This is a genomic window from Amycolatopsis sp. NPDC004747, from assembly GCF_053601335.1.
On the sequence record NZ_JBSGBQ010000011.1, the window covers coordinates 193,290 to 216,076 of the forward strand.

General features: G+C 71.2%; 16 protein-coding genes. 2 read left to right on the forward strand and 14 right to left on the reverse strand.

What is annotated here, in order from left to right:
- Positions 1-8: 8 nt before the first annotated feature.
- The 4 genes from ACWEGE_RS19920 to gltB form a co-directional block, all read right to left on the reverse strand.
- On the reverse strand, positions 9-896 hold the full coding sequence (locus ACWEGE_RS19920) for a trypsin-like serine peptidase (RefSeq protein WP_449661922.1): 888 nt from the start codon (positions 894-896) through the stop codon (positions 9-11).
- Between the two features lie 112 nt (positions 897-1,008).
- The gene (locus ACWEGE_RS19925) at positions 1,009-4,314 is read right to left on the reverse strand and encodes a hypothetical protein (RefSeq protein WP_449661923.1); all 3,306 of its coding nucleotides are present in this window, start codon (positions 4,312-4,314) and stop codon (positions 1,009-1,011) included.
- 117 nt (positions 4,315-4,431) lie between these two features.
- Entirely contained in the window at positions 4,432-5,940 is a 1,509-nt protein-coding gene (locus ACWEGE_RS19930) for a glutamate synthase subunit beta (RefSeq protein ID WP_449661924.1), read from the reverse strand.
- 68 nt (positions 5,941-6,008) lie between these two features.
- Positions 6,009-10,562 carry a glutamate synthase large subunit gene (gene gltB / locus ACWEGE_RS19935; RefSeq protein WP_449661925.1) on the reverse strand — a complete coding sequence of 1,518 codons (4,554 nt, stop codon included), beginning with the start codon at positions 10,560-10,562 and terminating at the stop codon, positions 6,009-6,011.
- A 301-nt stretch (positions 10,563-10,863) separates the two neighbouring features.
- Here gltB and ACWEGE_RS19940 point away from each other — a divergent pair, with 301 nt between their 5' ends.
- The gene (locus ACWEGE_RS19940) at positions 10,864-11,652 is read left to right on the forward strand and encodes an SDR family oxidoreductase (RefSeq protein ID WP_449661926.1); all 789 of its coding nucleotides are present in this window, start codon (positions 10,864-10,866) and stop codon (positions 11,650-11,652) included.
- 115 nt (positions 11,653-11,767) lie between these two features.
- On the opposite strand, the gene lgt is transcribed toward ACWEGE_RS19940, so the two are convergent.
- The 4 genes from lgt to ACWEGE_RS19960 are packed head-to-tail and all read right to left on the reverse strand — an operon-like array spanning position 11,768 to position 16,577.
- On the reverse strand, positions 11,768-12,844 hold the full coding sequence (gene lgt, locus ACWEGE_RS19945; RefSeq protein ID WP_449661927.1) for a prolipoprotein diacylglyceryl transferase: 1,077 nt from the start codon (positions 12,842-12,844) through the stop codon (positions 11,768-11,770).
- An 18-nt stretch (positions 12,845-12,862) separates the two neighbouring features.
- Positions 12,863-14,032, reverse strand: a complete 1,170-nt coding sequence (locus tag ACWEGE_RS19950; RefSeq protein WP_449661928.1) for a M20 metallopeptidase family protein — start codon at positions 14,030-14,032, stop codon at positions 12,863-12,865.
- Positions 14,029-15,153, reverse strand: coding sequence for an amidohydrolase family protein (locus ACWEGE_RS19955; protein WP_449661929.1), 1,125 nt, complete (start codon positions 15,151-15,153; stop codon positions 14,029-14,031). Before ACWEGE_RS19955 ends, ACWEGE_RS19950 begins: the two co-directional genes overlap by 4 nt.
- Positions 15,150-16,577, reverse strand: a complete 1,428-nt coding sequence (locus tag ACWEGE_RS19960) for an APC family permease (RefSeq protein ID WP_449661930.1) — start codon at positions 16,575-16,577, stop codon at positions 15,150-15,152. The genes ACWEGE_RS19955 and ACWEGE_RS19960 overlap by 4 nt, the downstream gene beginning before the upstream one ends.
- A gap of 54 nt (positions 16,578-16,631) precedes the next feature.
- Between ACWEGE_RS19960 and ACWEGE_RS19965 the strand changes: the two genes are divergently transcribed.
- Positions 16,632-17,990: a glutamine synthetase gene (locus tag ACWEGE_RS19965; protein WP_449661931.1), complete on the forward strand. Its 1,359-nt coding sequence runs from the start codon at positions 16,632-16,634 to the stop codon at positions 17,988-17,990.
- Here the strand turns inward: ACWEGE_RS19965 and ACWEGE_RS19970 are convergent.
- The 6 genes from ACWEGE_RS19970 to ACWEGE_RS19995 are packed head-to-tail and all read right to left on the reverse strand — an operon-like array spanning position 17,982 to position 22,578.
- Entirely contained in the window at positions 17,982-18,644 is a 663-nt protein-coding gene (locus ACWEGE_RS19970; RefSeq protein WP_449661932.1) for a peptidoglycan recognition protein family protein, read from the reverse strand. The genes ACWEGE_RS19965 and ACWEGE_RS19970 overlap by 9 nt on opposite strands.
- A 46-nt stretch (positions 18,645-18,690) precedes the next feature.
- Entirely contained in the window at positions 18,691-19,899 is a 1,209-nt protein-coding gene (locus ACWEGE_RS19975; RefSeq protein ID WP_449661933.1) for a cytochrome P450, read from the reverse strand.
- Positions 19,896-20,429, reverse strand: coding sequence for a GTP-binding protein (locus tag ACWEGE_RS19980; protein WP_449662026.1), 534 nt, complete (start codon positions 20,427-20,429; stop codon positions 19,896-19,898). Before ACWEGE_RS19980 ends, ACWEGE_RS19975 begins: the two co-directional genes overlap by 4 nt.
- A 52-nt stretch (positions 20,430-20,481) precedes the next feature.
- Complete coding sequence (locus tag ACWEGE_RS19985) at positions 20,482-20,841, reverse strand: DUF742 domain-containing protein (RefSeq protein ID WP_449661934.1); 360 nt, start codon at positions 20,839-20,841, stop codon at positions 20,482-20,484.
- 1 nt (position 20,842) lies between these two features.
- Positions 20,843-21,256: a roadblock/LC7 domain-containing protein gene (locus ACWEGE_RS19990; protein WP_449661935.1), complete on the reverse strand. Its 414-nt coding sequence runs from the start codon at positions 21,254-21,256 to the stop codon at positions 20,843-20,845.
- Positions 21,253-22,578 (reverse strand): ATP-binding protein, encoded by a 1,326-nt coding sequence (locus tag ACWEGE_RS19995; protein ID WP_449661936.1) that lies wholly within the window; start codon positions 22,576-22,578, stop codon positions 21,253-21,255. The genes ACWEGE_RS19990 and ACWEGE_RS19995 overlap by 4 nt, the downstream gene beginning before the upstream one ends.
- Positions 22,579-22,787 lie beyond the last annotated feature (209 nt).

A 22,787-nucleotide genomic window follows, 5' to 3' on the forward strand; every position in this document is an offset into this window, starting at 1 on the left:
GACGGGGATCACGCGGCTTGCGCGCGGTTGTACAGGTTCTGTGCGTCGGCGCCGAAGTACGGCCCGAACATGTAGCCGGGCAGGAAGTTGTAGCCGAAGCTGTTCACCGAGGCCTGCACGCCGGTACCGGTGGCCTCGTTGAACGAGAGGAACCACGGGCCGCCGCTGGAGCCGCCGGTCATGTTGCAGCTCATGCCGTGGTCCTTGGTCAGCAGGAAGTCGGTGAAGGTGCTGCCGCTGCAGTAGATCAGCTTGGTGCCGTCGTAGGGCGCGGCGGCCGGGTAGCCGAAGGTGTACATGTTCTGGTTCTTCGGCTGGTTGAAAGCGATGCCCTGCGCCCCGACGACGTCGGTGAGCCGCTGCGAGTTCAGCGGGTTCACCACGGCCATGCCGACGTCGTAGTTGATGTCCTCACTGGCTTCCCACTGCGGCGTGGTGAGGGTGGTCTTCGCGGTCCACTGGCCGTAGGGGGCGTTGCCGTTGTTGTAGCCGGGGACGAAGACCCACTGGGTGTGCCAGGTGCCCTGGTACTTCACGCAGTGCCCGGCGGTGACGACGACACTGCCGTTGGTGCTGGTGACGGCGTCCCCGGAGCACGACGCTTTCTGGCCGTTGAAGAGGAAGAAGACGCGCCCGGCGGTCTGGGTGACCTTGCCACCGCCGGTCCAGGGCCCGCCGCCGTTCGGGATGCTCTGGATGATCGCGCTCTGCCCCTTGGCCACGTCTGCCGGCGCTGCGGCGGGGGCCTTGACGAGGGAGTCCATCGGGACGGCCGCCCGCATGGCGTCGGGCGTCCAGAAGGGTTTCGGTGCGGCCTGGGCCGGGGTGCCGACCAGGGCGAACGCAAGGGAGAGGACGGCCGTGACGACCGCGGCCCGGAATGTCGTGCGCTTCAAGACACCCACCTTCCGCGAAAGTGAATTGCCGCAAAAGCGGCACAGCTACTCGAAAGTAGTTGGCTGTGTACAGAGTGCACAGCCGCCGTTCGGCGTAACGCTTTCAGGCCGGTCAGACGTCTTCCGATCCCAGCCCCACTCGCAACTCCTGCAGGCGGATGAACTGATCGACGATCTCCGTGACACCGGGGTGCTCGTCCGGCAGGAGCGCCGGCAACACCGATGGCCATTCGCTCGACTGCGCCACCTCCGCGAGGATCTGGGATCGCGCGGGTTCGGCCAACCGGCGGGCCATCGTCAGCAACACCGAACTCCTGCTGTAGGCGCGGAGCGACGTGCTCACGAGTTGCAGCGCGCGCTCCAGATCGCGTTCGGCCAGCCGTTCGAGGAAAGCCGTGCCGGCGGTCGCATGCGGTTCGACACCCAGGCTCGCCAGCACATCGAGACCATCGCCGTAACCGGCAGCGCCCATCGCCTCCGCCAGTGGCTCCACCAGCCGAAAGGCGAACACCTCGTCGTTGCCCCGGTCCCGGACGACCGCTACCGCGCGCTCGATCCGGCCCATGGCGCACAATTCTTTGATAACGGCACTGTAGGCAAGCCGGCGATCATGGGAATCCTCGATCTTTTTAGCGAACCCGAACGCCCGATCCGGAAGGCCCGCGGCACAATAGAAGTCCACCAAGCGGGTGATCGCAAAGCTGTCGGAAGGGATCTCGGCCACGCGTTCGCCGACCTGATCGACGATGCGACGTACGTCCTCCTGAGCCCCGGCAGCACGGTGGCGCCGCAGCAGCGTCGCCATCGACTCCGCCAGCTCGGCCGCCCGGTTGAGCCGCACGATCACCTGCTCGGCCAGTTTCACCTCGCCCGCATTCGCCAGCAGCCTGGCGATCTGCGGAAAGTCGTGCCGCTCCGCACCGGAGGCGAGCAAGATCCGGGCGAGCCGCTCGGCGGCAGGCACGTCGTTCGTGGCAACTACGAAATCGACAATGCTCCGGAAGGAGCTGCTGTGCCGGTAATCGTCCCCCGGGCGGCGCGCGGCGGATTCCGCCCGCGAGGCGAGGTTTTCCGCCGTGTCGATGTCCCCGAACTTCAGCACGCCCTCGGCGAGTGCCGTCAATGCAGCCGCGCGCGTCTCGGGGCCGACGCGGACTCCGGGCTGCCCGAACTTCCTCCTCAACAGTTCCATCGCCCGCTCGTATCCGTCGCGCGCAGCGACCGACTCGAGCACCAGGGACAACCCGCGCCTGCCATAAGTGGAGGTCATGGAACCGACAAGCGATTCGGCGTAGTCGATGTGACCAGCGTCCAGGGCGATCCTGATGAGCTCGTAGACCAGCTGCTCGCGACGATTCGAGTCGCCCACCCCGAACACTTTGGCGCCGGCGGCTTCGAGGTCGGCACGGGCCAGGTCTTCGAGCTCGAGCCGGGAAAGAATGCTCTGGGTGAAAGCCCCTGCCGATGCCGCAAGAGCGTACGCCGCTTCCGCATCGCGCTCCTGCAAGAGGCGGCGTGCGGCCCGCTCGACCACCTCCGCGCGAAACACCGGATCGAAGTTGTTCGACAGTTCGACGGCGCGATCGATCTCCCCTCGCTCGATCAACCGGCAGGCCACGAAGAAACGCGCGCTGAACCGGGCGTCGTCGTCGGCTATCCCATCGGCGGCAGCCAGCATCGAAGCGGGGTCGCTCGCCGGACCGGCCACCGGCAAAGTCAGCAGTGCCCGGCTTCGCCAGCTCGCATCTTCAATGGCTTCAGCCATCGCCCGTGCCCGCTCGACATCACCGCCGGCCGCGACTTCACCGATGAGACGCCGCCTGACGTACGAGTGCCGCTTTTCGTCGACGACCTCGGCCACTATCCGGTCGGCGCGATCCACCTGTCCGGCTCGCGCCAAAGCCACAGCCAGCTCCGACACCGCCTCGACCCTCCGCGCCCGCGCCGAGATGGAGCGCGCGAGTGCCACCGCACGGTCGAACTTGCCCAGCCGGGCCCACAGCGCAGGCAAGCGCGCCGGAGTCCGGGCGTTACGGGCACCGAGGTCGGCACGGTGCATGGCCAGCTTGACGAGGCTCACCACATCGACCTGAGCCGACGCGGAGACCGCTGCGTGGGCCACCGTGATCTCGGCCTGCGCCGAGGCCTCACCACCGGACACCTCCAGCAGGCGTTCTTGCCGTGCCAGGTCCGTAACGCACCCGACCAGCCGCTCGAGCTGTCCGTTCTCCTGCAGGAGCCTCGGATAGCCGAAGAGGAGGAACTGAGGCGTGGACACGGGCCAGCCTTGATCCCGGTACCGATCCGCCCAGGCAGTGATCCGATCGCGATAGCCGTGAAGAGCCTCCTCGCCGAACCTGAGTACCGCTTCGTCTTGGAGCCCTTCGTGGCCCATCAGGTAGATTTCCGGAGCCGAGCCGGGGCTGCAGCGAGCCTCCCGGCGGCTGAACACCCTGCTCCCGACGCTGTTCAAGATCGCGCGGACGCACGACTCGACCCGGTCGGAGCGGCCGGTGGGTCCGAAACGGGTGCCGTCGTCCGTTGCGGGGACGTTGCCGCCGCGGATGAGTTCGACCAGGTCGTCCCGGCTGAGCCCACCCCGGGCAGCGACCAGAAAACCCAGCGTGTCCCTGGCTTCGCGCATCTCGGCATGGAGAAGCCGGTCGAGATCGTGTTCCTTGTCCTGCCGCACCGCGGATGCCGCGGGCGAGGGTTCGAGTTCTCGGACGATCGCCGGGTCGTGGAGGGGGTGTTGCTCGTGGAGCACCGCTGGCACACCGGGACTCGACCGCCCGCTGACGATCACCCGCATGCCGTGGGCGGGCCTTCGAGGCAGCAGAGCCGCGATGCTTTCGGCCCCGCCTGCCCCTCGGTCCTCGTCCAGTCCGTCCACGACCAGGATCAGCCGTCGGCCGTTGCCTGCACTGGCTTCCGCGGCCGCGTCCAGCAGGCCCGGGAAGTCCGCGGCGCCGGCCTTCTCCGGCTCCGGGATGCCCAAGACCTCCGCCAGCTGGGGGATGACGGCGGCCAGAAAGCCCGCTCGGTTGTCGGATTCCGCGTCCCGTCCCGAGATGAAGAACGAGACCAGCTGAACCTCCGCGGGTGGAGCGAGCACGAATGACGCCATGAGAGCGGTCTTGCCGCTCCAGGCGTCGGCTCTCCACCACGCGTAGGACGGCGCGGGGTCGGGTTCCCGGCAAAACCGTTCCAGCTCCGCCAGCTCGGTTTCCCGCCCTACCAGGTGATCCGGTGCGAATTCGCGGACGGTCCCCCGATACCACGACTTGGCGATGCCGCGCGTTCCGTAGTGGAAGCCGCCCGCCACGTACCCGACCTGGACGATGTCGCCGGTGCCGCCGTCGCCCACGGAGGTCGAATTCACTACGCTTCCCGGCTCTTCTTCCGCCGGCTGGGTCATCGACGATCCTCCCTGCACCGCTGATTCTCCCAGGTCGCTGCCAGCACGTCCATTGTTACGGCACAACGCCGAAGGCCCCCTCGCCAGCGGCGAGGGGGCCTTCGGAAAACGAACGGATCAGACGACCGCCAGCGGCAGCGCCGTCGGGTGCACCGGCGCCGGCAGGTCCGACGCGCCGGTCAGGTACGTGTCCACCGCGTTGGCCACCGAACGCCCCTCCGCGATCGCCCACACCACCAGCGATGCCCCCCGGTGCGCGTCACCGCAGACGAACACCCCCGGCGTCTCCGTCTGCCAGTCCGCGCCACACGACAACGTCCCCCGGCGGGTCAACGAGAGACCCAAGCCGGAAAGCAGCGGCATCTCCTCGACGCCCTCGAAGCCGATCGCCAGCAACACCAGGTCCGCCGGGAGCGTCTCCACCTCGTCGTTCACCGGGATCACCTCACGCCGCCCGGAAACCGGGTCCTTCTGGACTCGGACCTGCTGCAGCTCCACAGCCGTCACGCGGCCCTCTTCGGAACCGACGAAACGGCGCACCGCCACCGCGAACTTGCGCTCGCCCGCCTCCTCGTGCGCCGCGTACGTGCGCAAGATGTACGGCCACGTCGGCCACGGGGACCGCGCGTCGTCCCTCGCAGAAGGCGGCATCGGGTACTGGTCGAGCTGGGTCACCGACAGCGCGCCCTGGCGCGTTGCCGTTCCGTACGAGTCCGCGCCCGTGTCGCCGCCGCCGATGATCACCACGTGCTTGCCGCGGGCGTCGATCGACGGGGGGCCGTCGCCCTCGACGTACTTGTTGGCCGGGACCAGGTGCTCCATCGCCAGGTGGATGCCCGCCAGCTCGCGGCCCGGCGTCGTCGTGTCGTCGCGGCCGCGCAGGGCGCCCACCGCCAGGACCACCGCGTCGTACTGCGCGCGCAGGTCCTCCACCGACAGGTCGACGCCGACCTCGCAACCCGTCACGAACCGGGTGCCCTCCTTGCGCAGCTGCGCCAGGCGGCGGTCGAGGACCTTCTTCTCCATCTTGAACTCGGGGATGCCGTAGCGCAGCAGCCCGCCGAGGCGGTCGTCGCGCTCGTACACGGTGACCTCGTGGCCCGCGCGGGTCAGCTGCTGCGCCGCCGCGAGGCCGGCCGGGCCGGAGCCGACGATCGCCACCCGGCGGCCACTGGACACTTCGGACACCTGCGGCTGGACGTAGCCCGCTTCCCAGGACTGGTCGGCGATCGTCTGCTCGACGCGCTTGATCGCGACCGGCCCGCCGGACAGCGGCGAGATCGACAGCACGCAGCCGGCCTCGCACGGTGCCGGGCACAGCTTCCCGGTGAACTCCGGGAAGTTGTTGGTGGCGTGCAGCCGGTCGCTCGCCGCGGCCCAGTCGCCGCGGCGGACCAGGTCGTTCCACTCCGGGATCAGGTTGCCCAGCGGGCAGCCGGAACCGCCGGAGTGGCAGAACGGGATGCCGCAGTCCATGCACCGCGACGCCTGCTTGCGCACCTGTTCGTTGCGCTCGGCCGGGTCGACGTCCGCATAGACCTCGCCCCACGAGGAAAGCCGCTCCTCGTAAGACTTCTTCGCGGGCTCTTCGCGCTCGAACTTCAGGAAACCGGTCGGGTCAGCCACGAGCGGCCCCTGTGTCCTGCGGGATACCCGCACCCAGTCGGCCCTCGCGGCCGGGGCTTCGCCAATTGTCAGCCACGAGCGGCCTCCATGATCGCCTCGTCGACGTCGCGGCCCGCGGCACGAGCCGCCTTCGCCGCGTCCAGGACCCGCTGGTAGTCGCGCGGCATCACCTTGGTGAACGCCACGGAGCGGCGCGGCCAGTCGCCGAGCAGCGAGGCCGCCACCGCGGAGCGGGTGAGATCGTAGTGCTGTTGCACGGTTTTCTTGAGCCACGCCAGGTCGTCGGCGGTCGGCCGCAGCAGGTCCACCATGTCCTGGTTGACCTTCTTCGCGTCGACGTCGAGGACGAAGGCGATGCCGCCGGACATGCCGGCCGCCAGGTTGCGCCCGGTCGGGCCGAGCACCACCGCGCGGCCGCCGGTCATGTACTCGAACGCGTGGTCGCCGACACCTTCGGCGACGACCGTGGCGCCGGAGTTGCGGACGCAGAAGCGTTCGCCGACCTGGCCGCGCAGGAAGATCTCGCCGCCGGTGGCGCCGTAGGCGATCGTGTTGCCCGCGATCGTCTGCGCCTCGGCGGCGAAGGACGCCTCCGGGTCGGGACGGACGACGACCCGGCCGCCGGAGAGACCCTTGCCGACGTAGTCGTTCGCGTCGCCGACCATGTCGAGGGTGATGCCGCGCGGCAGGAACGCGCCGAGCGACTGGCCCGCCGAGCCGGTGAGCGTGACGTGGATCGTGCCCTCGGGCAGCCCGTCCCCGCCGTAGCGGCGGGTGATCTCGGAGCCGAGCAGCGTGCCGACGGTCCGGTTGACGTTGCGCACCGGCAGCTCGATGTTGACCTGGTGCGCGTCTTCCAGCGCCGCCTCGGCGAGCTGGATCAGCGTGCGGTCCAGGGCGTGCTCGAGACCGTGGTCCTGGCCGCGGGTGCGCCGCTTGGCGCCGCCGTACGGCGTCTCGGTGGGCATCTCGAAGATCGGCGCCAGGTCCAGACCGGACGCCTTCCAGTGGTCGACGGCCTCGTCGGTGTCCAGCAGCTCGGCGTGGCCGATGGCCTCGTCGAGCGTGCGGAAGCCCAGCGCCGCCAGGGTTTCCCGGACTTCTTCGGCGACGAACTTGAAGAAGTTGACCACGTGCTCGACCTGGCCGGTGTAGCGCTTGCGCAGCTCGGGGCTCTGCGTGGCGACGCCGACCGGGCAGGTGTCGAGGTGGCAGACGCGCATCATGATGCAGCCCGCGACGACGAGGGGGGCCGTCGCGAAGCCGTACTCCTCGGCGCCGAGCAGCGCCGCGATGACGACGTCGCGCCCGGTCTTCATGGCGCCGTCCACCTGCACGGTGATCCGGTCGCGCAACCCGTTGAGCAGCAACGTCTGCTGGGTCTCGGCGAGGCCGATCTCCCACGGCGTGCCCGCGTGCTTGAGCGAGTTCATCGGGGACGCGCCGGTGCCGCCGTCGTGGCCCGAGATGAGCACGACGTCCGCGTGCGCCTTGGACACGCCCGCCGCGACCGTGCCGACACCCAAAGAGGACACCAGCTTCACGTGGATGCGGGCGTGCTCGTTGGCGTTCTTGAGGTCGTGGATCAGCTGGGCCAGGTCTTCGATGGAGTAGATGTCGTGGTGTGGCGGCGGGGAGATCAGGCCGACGCCCGGCGTGGAGTGCCGGGTCCGCGCGATCCATGGGTACACCTTGTTCGGCGGCAGCTGACCGCCTTCGCCGGGCTTCGCGCCCTGCGCCATCTTGATCTGGATGTCGTCGGCGTTGACCAGGTACTCGCTGGTGACACCGAACCGGCCGGAAGCGACCTGCTTGATCGCGCTGCGGCGCTCGGGGTCGTAGAGCCGCTCGGGGTCCTCGCCGCCCTCACCGGTGTTGGACCGGCCGCCGATGCGGTTCATCGCGATGGCGAGGGTTTCGTGCGCCTCGGCGGAAATCGAGCCGTACGACATCGCGCCGGTGTTGAAGCGCTTGAAGATCGCCTCGGCCGGCTCGACCTCGTCGAGCGGCACCGGCTCGCGCACGCCGTCCTTGAAGGAGAACAGCCCGCGCAGCGTGCCACCCTCGCGGTAGAGGCGGTGCACCTCGTCGGTGTACTTGCGGTAGACCTCGTCGCGGCCGGTCTTGGACGCGTGCTGCAGCAGGAACACCGTCTCCGGCGTGAACAGGTGCAGCTCGCCCTCGCGGCGGTAGGCGTACTCGCCGCCCGTCTCGAGTCCACGGTGGACGCGGTCGGTCGGGTTCTCCGGGTACGCACGGCGATGCCGCGTCGCGACCTCTTCGGCGAGCACCTCCAGGCCGACGCCGCCGAGCTTCGACGACGTCCCGGTGAAGTACTCGTCGAGCAGGTCCTGGCTCAGTCCGAGCGATTCGAAGACCTGGGCGGCGGTGTACGCGCCGACCGTGGAGATGCCCATCTTGGACATGATCTTCAGGACGCCCTTGACCAGCGCCTGCACGTAGTTGCGGACCGCCTTCGCCGGCTCGATGCCGGTGACCGCGCCCTGCCCGATCATGTCCTCGATGGTCTCGAAGGCCAGGTAGGGGTTGACCGCGGCGGCGCCGTAGCCGAGCAGCAGCGCGATGTGGTGCACCTCGCGCGCGTCGCCGGACTCGACGACCAGCGCGACGCGCAGGCGTTCCTTGGTGCGGACCAGGTGGTGGTGCACCGCGGAGACCAGCAGCAGCGACGGGATCGGCGCCATCCGGTGGTCGGAGTCGCGATCGGACAGCACGAGCGTGCGCGCGCCGGCGGCGATGGCCTCGGACGCCTCACGGCGGACGCGCTCGATCGCGCTCGCCAGCGCCTCGGCGCCACCGTCCACTTCGTACAGTCCGGAAAGGACACTGCAGGCGAACCCGGGGAGGTCACCGTCGTCGTTGATGTGGATGAGCTTGGCGAGCTCGTCGTTGTCGATGACCGGGTACGGCAGCTTCAGATGACGACAGGAGGCCGGGCCCGGGGCCAGGAGGTTGCGCTCCGGGCCCATGATCCGCGCCATGCAGGTGACCAGCTCTTCGCGGATCGCGTCCAGCGGCGGGTTCGTCACCTGGGCGAAGTTCTGCTTGAAGTAGTCGTAGAGCAGGCGAGATCGCTGCGACAGCACCGCGGGCGGGGTGTCGGAACCCATCGAGCCGATCGGCTCGCTGCCCTTCTCGGCCATCGGCGCGAGCAGGATCTTGAGCTCTTCTTCGGTGTAGCCGAAGGAAAGCTGACGGCGCAGCACCGAGTCGTGGCTCTGCACGACGTGGTCGCGGTCGGGCAGCTCGGCGATCTGGAGCAGGCCCGCGTGCAGCCACGAGTCGTAGGGCAGTTCGGCGGCCAGCGCGGACTTGACCTCTTCGTCGTCCACGATCCGGCCGGCCTCGGTGTCGACCAGGAACATCTTGCCGGGCTTGAGCCTGCCCTTGGCGACGACGTCCTTCGGCGCGACGTCCAGGACACCGGCCTCGCTGGCCAGCACGACGCGGTCGTCGGCCGTGCGCCACCAGCGCGCCGGGCGCAGGCCGTTGCGGTCCAGCACCGCGCCGACCAGGCTGCCGTCGGTGAAGGTGACGCAGGCCGGGCCGTCCCACGGTTCCATCAGGCTCGCGTGGAACTGGTAGAAAGCGCGGCGCTCGGGCTTCATGGTGGCGTGGTTCTCCCACGCCTCCGGGATCATCATCAGCACCGCGTGCGGCAGCGACCGGCCGCCCAGGTGCAGCAGTTCCAGGACCTCGTCGAAGGACGCCGAGTCCGAGGCGTCCGGCGAGCAGATCGGGAACAGCCGCGAAAGGTCGCCCTCGATGACGTCGGATTCCAGCAGCGCTTCGCGGGCCCGCATGCGGTTGCGGTTGCCGCGGATGGTGTTGATCTCGCCGTTGTGGGCCACGAACCGGAACGGGTGCGCCAGCGGCCACGACGGGAAGGTGTTGGTGGAGAAGCGGGAGTGCACCAGCGCGATGGCGCTTTCCAACCGCTCGTCACGCAGGTCGGCGAAGAACGCGGGCAGCTGCTCCGGCGTCACCATGCCCTTGTAGACGATCGTCCGCGAGGACAGCGACGGGAAGTAGGTGCCGCAGCCGGCGTTCGCGCTTTCGTGCTCGACGCGCTTGCGCAGGCAGAAGGCGAGCCGGTCCAGGTCCAGACCGGACTTTCCGTCGGCACTGACGAAAAGCATGGCGAAGTGCGGCATCACCGAGCGGGCGGTCGGGCCGATGTCGGCGCGGTCGGCGTCGACCGGGACCTCGCGCCAGCCGAGGACCTCCAGGCCCTCTTCGACGGCGACGCGTTCGGCCAGCTCGACGGCCTTGCGGCGCTGCTCGGCGTCCTGCGGCAGGAAGGCGATGCCGGCGGCGTAGGTGTGGTGGCCTTGTTCGTCGGGTACGGGCAGCTCGAAACCGGCTTCGGCGCGCAGCAGCGCGTCGGGCAGCTGCAGCAGGATGCCGGCGCCGTCGCCGCTGGTGGGCTCGGCGCCCGCGGCGCCGCGGTGGTCGAGGTTCGTCAGCGCGGCCAGGCCGTCGGTGACGATGCCGTGGGAACGGCGTCCGCGGATGTCGGCCACCATGGCCACACCGCAGGAGTCCTGCTCGGTCTCCGGGTCGTACAGACCCTGCTTGCCGGGCATGGCGGAGAAGATCAACGGGACCTCCTTCGTCGTCTTGTCGTGCGGGGCCGGGCTACCGGCCGGGGGAGCGCACGGGACGACGATGGCCCGCTTCGTTAGCGCGACTTTAACACCTGGGAAACATGGCAGCAGCATCTCAGAGCGCCCCGGACGGCGTCGGACGGTAACGATCTGGCTGCGCGGAACGACGTAGTTCCTGATAAGCTTCCAGTAGTTCGTTCGGCTAAGTATACGGCCCGGAAACTCCCGTCAAGTCTAACGTGACGTGATCGGTGCACTGTGTCCGCGGTCACTAGAACGTGTTACATTTCGCCGCATGATCCTCGATCGGTTCAAGCTCACCGACCAGGTCGCGGTGGTCACCGGCGCCGGACGCGGAATCGGCGCGGCCACCGCGGTGGCCCTCGCCGAAGCGGGCGCCGACGTGGTCATCGCGTCCCGCACCGAGTCCCAGCTCGACGAGGTCGCCGCGCGGGTTTCGGCGGCAGGCCGCCGCGCGGTCGGAGTACCGGTGGACCTGTCCTCACCGGACGCCGCGGCCGCACTGGCCGAGACGGCGGTGTCCGAGTTCGGCCGCCTCGACCTGGTGGTCAACAACGTCGGCGGCACGTACCCGCGCCCGTTGCTGGAGTCGACGGTGGAGTTCATGGAGGAGGCGTTCCGCTTCAACGTCGCGACGGCCCACGCGCTGACCGTGGCGGCGGCGCCTCACCTGGTCAAGGCGGGCGGCTCGGTGGTCAACATCTCGTCGGTGATGGGCCGCGTCGCGGGCCGCGGGTTCGCGGCGTACGGAACGGCGAAGGCGGCCCTGGCGCACTACACGCGCCTGGCGGCGGCGGACCTGGCGCCGAAGGCGCGGGTGAACGCGATCTCGGTGGGTTCGGTGGCGACCTCGGCACTGGAGATCGTGGTCGGCAACCCGGAGCTGAAGGACAAGATGGAGTCCGCGACACCGCTGCGCAAGATCGGCGAAGCGGAGGACATCGCGGCGACGGTGGTGTTCCTGGCGTCCCGGGCGGGCGGGTACATCACCGGCAAGATCCTCGAGGTCGACGGCGGGTTGCAGGTGCCGAACCTGGAACTGGGCCTGCCCGACCTCGGCTGAGCCCGCCCGAAACTGTCGGTGCCTCCCGATAGCGTGGAAACCGGGGGCGGCGCCCCAGCCCCGCACACGACGAAGGCCGCCACCGGCATCCCGGCGACGGCCTTCGGAAAGCCGCTCAGCTCTCGTCGGTCTTCTTCGGCTCCTCGGCCGATGCCTCCGCGGAAGCCGGCTTCTCGGCGGCCGGAGCTGCCACCTTCGCGTGCTCCCCGCCGGACGCCGACTCCGGCTCACCAGCGGCCGCCGACTCCGGCTCCGCCTGCTCGGCGACGGGAGCCTCGGCCACGCCCGCCTCCGCAGGCGAGTCCGAAGCCGGCTCGGCGTCCTTGCTCACCAGCGTCTCCGGCGCCTCCCGCGGCCCCCGCTTCGCGGCGACCACGAAGTACGCCATCGCCCCCAGGAACAGCAGGATCGACGTCCACACGTTCACCCGCAGCCCGAGGATGTGGTTCGCGGTGTCGGTCCGCATCATCTCGATCCAGCCGCGGCCCACCGTGTACCCGGCCACGTACAGCGCGAACGCCCGGCCGTGGCCCAGCTTGAAGCGCCGGTCCGCCCACACCACCAGCAGCGCGACCAGCAGGTTCCAGATCAGCTCGTACAGGAACGTCGGGTGGACCGGGCTGACGTCCAGCGGAATGTGCCCGGTCGCGACACCGTTCAGCAGGTTGTTCGGGTCGTCGACGTTGAAGCGCTGGTAGACCTCCAGGCCCCACGGCAGGTCCGTGTGCGCGCCGTAGAGCTCCTGGTTGAAGTAGTTGCCGATGCGGCCGATCGCCTGCGCGACGACGATGCCCGGCGCGACCGCGTCCGCCATCGCCGGCAGCGGGATGCCCTTGCGGCGGCAGGCGATGAGCGCGCCCACCGCGCCGAGGGCGATCGCGCCCCAGATGCCCAGGCCGCCGTCCCAGATCGCGAACGCGTTCCACGGGTTGCGGCCCTCGGTGAAGTACAGCTCCGGGTCGGTGATCACGTGGTACAACCGGCCGCCGACCAGGCCGAACGGCACCGCGAACACCGCGATGTCGATCACCGTGCCCTTGGTGCCGCCGCGGGCGATCCAGCGTCGCTCGCCCCACCAGATCGCCACGACGATGCCGGCGATGATGCACAGGGCGTACGCGCGGAGCGGGATCGGTCCCAGGTGCCAGACACCGCGGTCGGGGCTCGGGATCGTCGCGAGGTAGGCGCTCATCACGCGGCCACCGTAGCGCTAAGGCGCCGGAGCATCCAAGGCGGCCAGGTAGCCCGCCACCAGCGCGTGCGCGACCTGGGTGACGGCTTGGTCACGCGGCAGGAACCGCTCGTCGTGCAGGCTCGGCACGCCGGCCGTGTCGCCGAGGCCGACGAACATCATCAGCCCGCGGGTCTCGCCGCCGCAGTAGTGGGCGAAGTCGTCCGCGCCGAACGAACGGAACGCCTCGTCGACCACGAACCCCGCGTGCCGCAGCCAGCGCTGGGCTCCCGAGGCCAGCGCGGCGTCGTTGTCCAGGACCGGCTCGCACGGGCTGATCTCCAGCTCGGCCGTGCAGCCGTGCGCCCGGGCGGTGCCGTGCACGATGTCGGCCAGGGTCTCCAGGGCGCGTTCGCGGTCCTTCGCGCGCATCAGGCGCAGCGAGCCGAACGCGCTCGCGCTGTTCGGGACGACGTTGGCCGCCGCGCCGCCCTGGATGCGGCCGATCGAGCAGACCGCGCCGAACACCGGGTCGATCCGGCGGGACGCGAGCTGCTGCAGGCTCACCACCAGCTGCGACAGCGCCAGGATCGGGTCGCGCAGCAGCTGCGGGTAGCCGGCGTGGCCGCCCTGGCCGTGCATGGTGACCTCGAACTCGTCGGTCGAGGCGTTCACCGGTCCCGGCACCGCCGAGACGACGCCGTGCGCGATCCGCGGCTGCACGTGCGCGCCGATCACCGTGTCCACCCCGTGCGCGGCCAGCACCCCGGACTCGACGACGTCGAGCGCGCCGGGCGGCGACGTCTCCTCCCGCGGCTGCAGCAGCGCCAGGATCGGCCGGGGCACGCCCACGCGGACCGCCGCGCGGCCGACCGCGACCAGCGCGGCGAGGTGGACGTCGTGGCCGCACGCGTGCATGAACTCGTTCCCGGACGCCCAGGGCACGCCGGTGCCCTCCAGCACCGGCAGCGCGTCGAGCTCGGCCCGCAGCGCCACGGCCGGGCCTTCGCCGCCGGGCAGCGGGATCGCGCGGCCGGTCTTGGCGACGCGGGTGCCCTCGCCCGCGCCGAGCGCGCCGGCCACCAGCCGGGCGGTGTCCTCCTCGTCGCCGGAGCCGCGGGGGTCGGCGTGCACGGCGTGCCGGAGCTCGACGGCGGCGGGCAGTTCGGCGGCGATCGCCTGCGTCCACCGGGTCCACAGATCACTCACACGGGCTCCAAGCGGTAGATCCTCTTCGCGTTCTCGTGTCCCACCAAAGCACACAGCCGGACGGCGTCCTTTTCGGACATCGCGTCGGCGTCGAGCGCGGCGCGCACGAAGTCCGACAGGCCCTGCCGGAACAGGGCCGTGCCCAGGTGGTACAGCTCGGCCAGGCCGAAGGCGTCGGTGGAGAAGAGCACCTTCCCGAACGGCGCGAGCTCCAGCAGCTCGGCCAGCACGGCCGGCGCCCGGAACCCCGCGTTGTGCGTGATGAGCCCGGCGTCGACGAACACGTGCTCGAAAACCTGCGCCAGATACGCGGCGTGGCGGTGGAACGGGTAGTTGTGCAGCAGCAGGATGGGCACACCGCGGCCGCGCGTGGCCCGCAGCAGCGGCGTGAGCAGCAGCGGGTCGCACCGGTGCAGGTCGACGTCGGCGTCGCCGTAGCCGACGTGGAACTGCACCGGCAGGCCCAGGTCGAGGCCGGTGAAGACGAGGTGGCGGTGCAGCACCTCGTCGGCCAGCCGCCCGCCGCCCGCGGCCAGCCAGCGCCCGGCCGCGGCTTCGACCTCCGACGGCGACGGCGGCGAACCCGCCAGCCCGAGCCCGACCCGGTAGGCGGCGATCGACTTGAGCCCGACGGCCTTTTCCGCGCGTTTCCCCAGCTCGTCGGCGAAGGCGGCGGCGAACCCGGTCGCGGTGGCTCCCCCGATCACCGCCTCCGCCACCTGTTCCAGCCGGACGACGTCGTGCGCGCGGGCGCCCGCCAGCCCGGCGAACCCGGCGGTCGTGGTCAGCGCGTCCGGCAGGAACCCGCCGTCCAGCAGGAAGTCGGTCGTGCCGGTGGCCCGCAGGAACCGCCGGGCCACCTCGGCCGCGCCCAGTTCGGCGCGGCGCCGCAGGTAGGCCTCGGCCGGGGCGTGCTTCGGCAGGTCGAGCACGGGCGCGCAGCGGGCGCGCACGGCCAGCCCGATCAGCGACTCGAACAGGCTCGTGCCCAGCGGCGAGGGCGCGTCGGCCTCGGTCAGCATCGCCTCGAAGTCCCCGCGGGTGACGTCACGGGTCACCACGCCGTGGCAGTGGTGGTCCACCAGCGGCAGGTCCGCGACGAACGGGAGCAACCCGGTCATGCGCCTCCGTCCACACTCGTCAGCCTCTCCCCCACCCTACGAGCGAACCCGGGCGCGGACAGGACGGCGAGCACCGCGAGCACCAGCACCGCCGCGGCCACCACCGGGAACCACCGCGCCGGCCCCTCGGCCGGGTACGGCACCACGTTGACGTACACGGTGTACCCGAGCACGGCAAGCGCGCCGATCGGGAACACGAGGTGCCAGGCCGGCACGCGCAGCCGGCGCTTGACGAACAGCAGCAGGATCGCGCCGATGGTGGTGAGCAGGTAGATGACCAGCAGGATGAGCGTGCCGATCGAACCCGACCAGGCGAACGTGTCCGACGCGGTCGCGCCGAAGAACACCGCGCACACCACGATGACCAGCGCCGCCGCGGCGGTCACGGCGCTCACCGCGGCCACCGGCGTCCCGCGCGAGGACGTCCGGCCGAGGCCGCCGCCCGCGTCGCGGCCCAGCGCGTAGAGCAGCCGCGAACCGCCGACGACGCAGGCCAGGCAGCAGCCGAACGCGCTGATCGCCGCGCCCACGCTGATCACGTCGCCGACCCAGGCGCCCGCGTACCGGCTGCCGAGGTCGCCGAGCAGGGACGGCGAGTCGTGGAACGCGCCCGCGTCGCCGCCGAACGCCATCATCTCCACGGCCGTCACCACCACGAAGTAGAGGCCGCCGAAGACCGCCGTGCCGAGGATCGCGCGCGGGATGTTGCGCTTCGGGTCGCGGGTTTCCTCGCCGAGCGTCGCGGCGGCTTCGAACCCGGCGAACGACAGGAACCCGAACACCGCGCCGAGGAACACCCCGGACAGCCCGGTCTCCGGGACGAAGACCGACATCGTGAACCGCGCGCCGCCGGGGGCGTTCCCGGCAACCAGCCGGACGAGGATCACCGCGGTGACCAGCAGGATCACCGCGATGGTCGCCCCTTCGACGGCGAGCAGCGTGCTCGTGCCGCGGCGCGCGGGCAGCACGGCCAGCAGCCACGCCCCGGCCAGCGCGACGGCGGTCAGCACGAACGGGCCCCAGGACGGCGGATCCGGCCAGATCCCGGTCTGGGTCAGGAAAGCCGTGCCCAGTGTCCCCGCGGCCGAGCTCGTGACGACGGCGTAGAACGTGTACGTCCCGAGGAGCCCGATGCCGGAGACGACGCCCGCGCGCGGGCCGAGCGTGGCGCCGACGAAGGCGTACACCGAACCGGCGTGCTGGTAGTACCGGCAGAGCTTGACGAAGCCGTACGCGACCAGCAGGACGCCGACCGCGGAGAGCAGGAAGGCGAGCGGCACGGCGCGCCCGGCGGCGGCCGCGGTCTGCTGGGGGTTGATGTTGGCGGCCATGCTCGGAGCCATCAACGCCACGGACAGGCCGACGGCCTGCCAGACCGACAGCGTCCGGCGCAACCCTGGACGGGTTTCGAGGGTGTCTGACACGATCTTCACCTCTTTCCCAGGCGAGAAAACTCAGTGAACATCGACGGGGGCAGGATGAGCCAGCTCGATCGGGCAGAACTCGCGCAACAAGGCGCACTCCGGGCCGACGCCCTGCGCGCCGCCGGCGTGGAGCTCGTCGCGTTGACCTTCGTGGACAACAGCGGCATCGCGCGGGTGAAGGCGGTTCCGGTGGACCGGCTGTGGTCCGCCGCGGCCTGGGGCGTGGGCGCGTCGAACTCGTTCGACTTCTTCCTGGCCACCGACGACATCGCGGGCGGCACGCATTCGCGCGGCCCGGTCGGCGACCTGCGGCTGCACCCGGACCTCGACGCGCTCGTGCCACTGGCCGCGCAGCCGGGCTGGGCGTGGGCGCCGGCCTGGCGGTACGACCAGGAAGGCGAGCCGCACCCGCAGGACGCGCGGGCGCTGGCCGCCGCCGCGACGGCCCGGCTCGCGGACCTGGGCTACAACGCCCGGACGGCGTTCGAGATCGAGTGGGTCGTCACGGCGGCCGACGCGCCGGACGACCCGCGCTCGGCCACCGCGGGTCCCGCCTACGGCTTCGCGCGGCTTTCGTCGCAGGCGGGCTACCTGCGCAAGCTGGTGTCCACGTTGGCCGCCCAGGGTGTCGCGGTGGAACAGATCCACCCGGAGTACGCGGCAGGGCAGTTCGAGGTCTCGGTCGCGGCGGGCGACCCGGTGCGCGCGGCGGACGTCGCGGTCCTGACCCGCGAAACCATCCGGACGGTGAGCGAGCAGTACGGGCTGCGGGCGTCGTTCACACCGAAGTTCGCCCCGGACGGCGTCGGCAACGGCGGCCACGTCCACCTGAGCATCTGGGACGGCGACCGCAACCTGTGCGCCGGCGGCGACCGGCGGTTCGGGCTCACGGAGACGGCGGAGGCGTTCGGCGCCGGCCTGCTCTCCCGGCTGCCGGCGCTGCTGGCGATCGGCGCGCCTTCGGTGGTCAGCTACCTGCGGCTCGAACCGCACCACTGGGCCGGGGTGTTCCGCGTGTGGGGCCTGGAAAACCGCGAGGCGCCGCTGCGGCTGGTCCAGGGCCCGGCCGGGCAGCGCGACCGGGCGGCGAACTTCGAGGTCAAGTGCTTCGACCTGACGGCGAACCCGTACCTGGTGGTGGCCGCCCTGATCTTCGCGGGCCTGGCCGGGGTCGAGGCCGGGGAGAGCCTGCCGGAGCCGGTCGACGTCGACCCCGGAACGCTGCCCGCCGCCGAACGGCTGCCGACCTCGCTGGCCGAAGCGGTGACGGCGTTCGAAGCCGACCAGGCGTTGACGTCGGCGTTCGGCCCGGAGCTGGCCACGACGCTGGTGGACGTCCGCCGCGGCGAGCTCGACCGGCTCGGCGCCCTGCCGCCGGACGAGCTGTGCGCCCTGGTGCGGTACCTACATTGACCTGAGCGCCTTGGCGACCTCGCTGCGCAGCTGCGGGAGCTTGGCGTAGAGCTTGTCGCCCGGGCATTCGGTGTTGTAGTAGTCGCGGTGGCCCTTGATCTCCTCGACCGGGATGCCGTACTGGCGGCAGATGTAGGCGCAGAAGACCACGAGCGAGGCGAACTGCGCCTCGGGCGGCTCGACGCTGGTGTAGAGGCCTTCGTTCTCGATGCCGATGGCGTTGGTGTTCTGCCCCGGGCAGTGCGCGCCCTGGATCATCGTGGTGCGCCCGCGCAGCGCGTCGAGGCTGCCGTGGCGCCCTTCGAGCCGGTACCCGCCGCGGCTGACGGTGAAGTGCTGGCCGGTGTCGGCCCAGCCGTTGTTGTCGATGTGGTCGTGCTGGTCGTCCCGCGCGACCTGGAAGGCGTGGGCCAGGGAGTAGTCGGTGCTGTTCGCGCTGGCGATGTGGTGGACGAGGATCCGGTTCGCCGGGTGGTCGAGCGTGGTGAGCGCGTCGGCGGGCGGCCGGGCACCCCACTCGGCACAGCTGTAGATCCGCGGCTCGGTGCCCGCGGCTCGGGCCGCCCCGGGAAGGACCAGGCCGGCGGCCCCGGCGACGGCGAGGCCGGCGGCACCGCGGAGGAAGCTGCGCCGCGGGAGGTGTGCGATGTCCATGGCGCGGACTCTCCCGCGGCGGCGTACAGCTTTCGTACAAAAGGCGTCACCAGGCCAGCGAAAACCGCACCGGCAGCGCCGCCAGGCCGCGGAACAGCGGCGACGGCCGCCACTCGAGCTCCTCGGCCGGCACCGCCAGCACGACGTCCGGGAGCCGGTCGAGCAGCACTTCGATCGCCGCCTCGGCGATCACCTTGGCGATCTCCTGGGCCGCGTACGGGCACCGGTGGTCGCCGTGGCTGAACGACATGTACGCCTGGTTGCCGGTCGACGCCTGCGGGACCGGCCGGACGAGCGGGTCCTGGTTGGCCGCGGCGAGCCCGAGGATGAGCAGGTCGCCCTTGCGGATCTGCCTGCCGCCGAGCCGGAGGTCGTGGGCGGCGAACCGGCCCGGGAAGTTCTGGGTGGGCGTGTCCTCCCAGAGCACCTCGTTGAGCGCCTGGCCGACGCTGCGGCGGCCGCCGGACAGCGTCATCGCGAAGCGGTCGTCGGTGAGCATCAGCCGCAGGGTGTTGCCGATCCAGTAGGCGGTCGGCAGCTGCCCGGCGTTCATCAGGTGCAGCAGGTCCTCGGTGATCTCCTCGTCGGCGAGCGCGGCCGGGTGGGCCAGCAGCCGCGAGGTGACGTCGGGCCCGGGGTCGCGGCGTTTGGTCTCGACCAGCAGCCGCACCCTGTCCCGGACGCGCCCGTACGCCTCGTTCGCGCCTTCGCCGGCGGCGTGCGTCCGGTAGACGTCGTTGACCAGTTCGGTGGTCTCCGCCTCCGGCACGCCGATCATCCGGGCGACGACGGGCAGCGGCACCCCGTCGGCGTACTGGGTGATCAGGTCGGCCTCGCCGCTCCCGGCGAAGGCGTCGATGAGCTGGTCGGCCACCTGCTGGGCCCGCGCGCCCAGGTCGAACTGGTCGACGGCGCCGAGCGCTTCGTCGAGCGCCTCGGCCCGCCGCCGGTGCTCGGCGCCCTCGGCGAACATCATCGTGGGCTGGTAGCCGAGCAGCGGCAGCAACGGCCAGTCGGGCGGGACGCGGTCCCAGGCGTTCCAGCGCCGCGAGTCCCGCCCGAAGGCCTCCGGGTTGCTCACGACGTGCTGCAGTTCGCGGTAGCCCAGCACCAGCCACGCCGGCACGTCCCCGTCGAGCAGGACCGGGGCCACCGGCCCGTGCGCGCGCCGCATCTCCGCGTAGAGATCCGCGGACTTCTGCTGGAACTGCGGCCCGGACAAGCGCGTGGCGACGACGGGCTGAGGAGTGGTCATGAAGCGGTCTCCCGGGCGGAGGACAGGGCGAAGAGGTGGTGGACGAGGGTGAGCAGCACGGTCTTGCTGGAGTCGCGGCGGCGGGCGTCGCAGTCGATCAGCGGCACCTCGGCGGACAGGTCGAGCGCCTTGCGCACCTGGTCGAGGGAGTGCTTCGGCTCGCCGAAGTTGTTGCGCGCCACGATGAACGGCGTCCCGTGGTGCTCGAGGCGGTCGATGGAGTACCAGGAATCGGCCAGCCGGTCGGTGTCCACCAGCACGACCGCGCCCAGGGTGCCGGCGAACAGGCGGTCCCAGAGGAACCAGAACCGTTCCTGGCCCGGGGCGCCGAACAGGTACAGCACCATGTGCTCGTTCAGGCTGATCCGCCCGAAGTCGAACGCGACCGTGGTGGTGGTCTTGCCGTGCGAGGCGCCGACGTCGATCCCGACGCCCGCCTGCGTCATGGTTTCCTCCGTGCTCAGCGGGCGGATTTCGCTGACCGAACGCACCATGGTCGTCTTGCCGACCCCGAACCCGCCGACGATCACGATCTTCAGCCCGTCCCTGGCGGTGCTCGGCAGCGGGGTCCGGACGTCCTGCTCAGAGCTTCTTGAGTCCAACGAGTACCTGCTTCAGGGTTTCGAGGTCGGGCAGATCGGTGTCGACGGGAGCCGAGGACGGGTGGCGGGCGGTCACCCGGCCGGTGTCGAGCAGGTCGCACAGGAGGATCTTCACGACGCTCACCGGCAGGCCCAGCTCCGAGGCGACCTCGACCATCGCCGTCGGGTGCCGGCACAGGTGCAGGATCTTGACGTGCTCGGACTGCATGCCCGGGACCGGATCGCCTTCGCTCACGATCAGCGTCACCAGGTCCAGCGCGCTCTCGTTCGCGCGGCTGCGCCCGCCGGTGACCGTGTACAACCGGTCCGGGTCCTCGCGGTGGAGGTGTTCCCGGCTCATCTCATCCGGCCCCGGTGTGCTGGGGGCGGGGCGGCGCGGTGAGGTACTCGCCGAGCTGCTCGACCAGCTCGTTCATGTTGTGGCCGACGAGGCCCACGTCCGCCTCGTCGTCGGCGATCACGGCGAGGTGCGCGCCGGCGCCGGCTTCCACGATGAACAGCATCCCGCCGTGGAACTCCGTCATGGACTGGCGCACGCCGCCGGTGCCGTCGCCGAATTCGATCGACGTGCCGTAGGCCAGGCTCTGGATGCCCGAGGCGATGGCGGCCAGCTGGTCGGCCTGGTCGATCGTGAGCCCGCGGGTGTGGCAGAGCTTGAGGCCGTCCTTGGACAGCACCAGGGCGTGCCGCGTGCCCGGCGTCTTGCCCAGGAGGTTCTCCAGCAGCCAGTCGAGGTCGTGGTCCGTGGTGTTCATCGGCGGTCCTCCGAGGGAGCAGAAGGGCGGGTTCCCCGGCCGGCCGCGTGGAACGCGCTGAACTTCGCCCCGGCGTCGGCCCGCGCCGGGGCGGGACTCGCCGCCGGTGCCGGGACGGGCTTGGGCGCGGCCGCCAGCGTCTGCCCGCGCCGCCGCTGCGGCAGCCCGGACAGTTCACTCTCCACTTCGGACTCGGCGGGCGGGACGGGCGCGGCGGGCACCTTGGCGGGCGCGGTGCGCACCTCCGCCGGGCTCGGCGTGGCCGGCGGGGCGTCCGGTTCGGGCTGGGAGATCAGGGTGCGCGGGATCATCACCACCACGCCGGTGCCGCCCCGCGCGGACGGCCGGAAGTGCACGGTCAGCCCGTGTTTGCGCGCCAGGCACCCCACCACCGCCAGCCCCAGCCGGGTCCCGGAGAGCGTGGTGAGGTCCAGCGGCTCGGCGGACACCGCCCGCACGGCACGCTCCAGCGCGGCGGCGCTCATGACGAGGCCGCTGTCCTCGATCGTGACGACGACACCCGCGTGCACCTCCTCCACGTAGACGTGCACGTCCTCCGACGGCGGGGAGAAGCTGGTGGCGTTGTCCATCAGTTCGGCCAGGGCGTGCATGACCCCTTCGGCGGCGTACCCGGCGACCGCGACGGTGCTGGTCGAGTGCGTCCGCACGCGCTGGTAGGCGCTGATGCGCCCCATCGCCCCGCGCAGGATGCTCTCCATCACGATCGGCTTGGTCCAGCGCCGGCCGGACCGGGCCCCGGTCAGCACCGCGATGCTGTCGGCCAGGCGCCCCGCCTGCGCGGTGCTGTGGTCCAGTTCGAGCAGGTCGCCGAGGACGTTTTCGTCGTACCGGCCTTCCATTTCGCGCAGGTCGGCCAGCATGCTGGTGGCCAGCGCCTGCACGCGGCCGGCGGCGTTGGCGCAGGCCGCCATCGTGGCCGCGCGCATGCGCTCGCCCCGGCCGATCTCCCGCGCGACCGTCTCGAGCAGCCGCCGGTGCGCGCCGCCGACGGACGCCGGCACTTCGGCGAGCGCGGTGTCCGCCGACGCTCCGTCGCGCACGCGCCGGACCACCGCGGGCAGCGTCTCGTCGGCGAGCCGGGCGGCCTCCGCGTCCACCACCGCGATCCGGTCACGGAAGTGGCGTGCCAGCTGCGCGCAGTACGCGAGGCCCGTGACGGCCGCGCACACCACCGCGGCGGCCACCGCGCCGGACCAGGCCACGACCGTCCGGTCCGCCGCGGAGACACCGGCCGCCAGCCACCAGCAGGCGCCGCCGGTGAGGACGATCGCGACCGGCAGGACGAACAGGGCTCGACCCATCGGCGGGCGCGCTGCCCGACCGGGGGCGGGTAACTGCACTGACATCGATGAGGTCCTCGTGGGCGGTCGGAAACAGGGACTTCAGGTGCTCGCCACGCAGCGGAACCCGATATCGGGCAGTGCACGGGAACCGCGCACGGGTTTGCCCGGCATTCACTGAAGGGGTTCGCCTGCGAACGGCCGTGGAGCGGCGAGCAAGACCTTAGCGC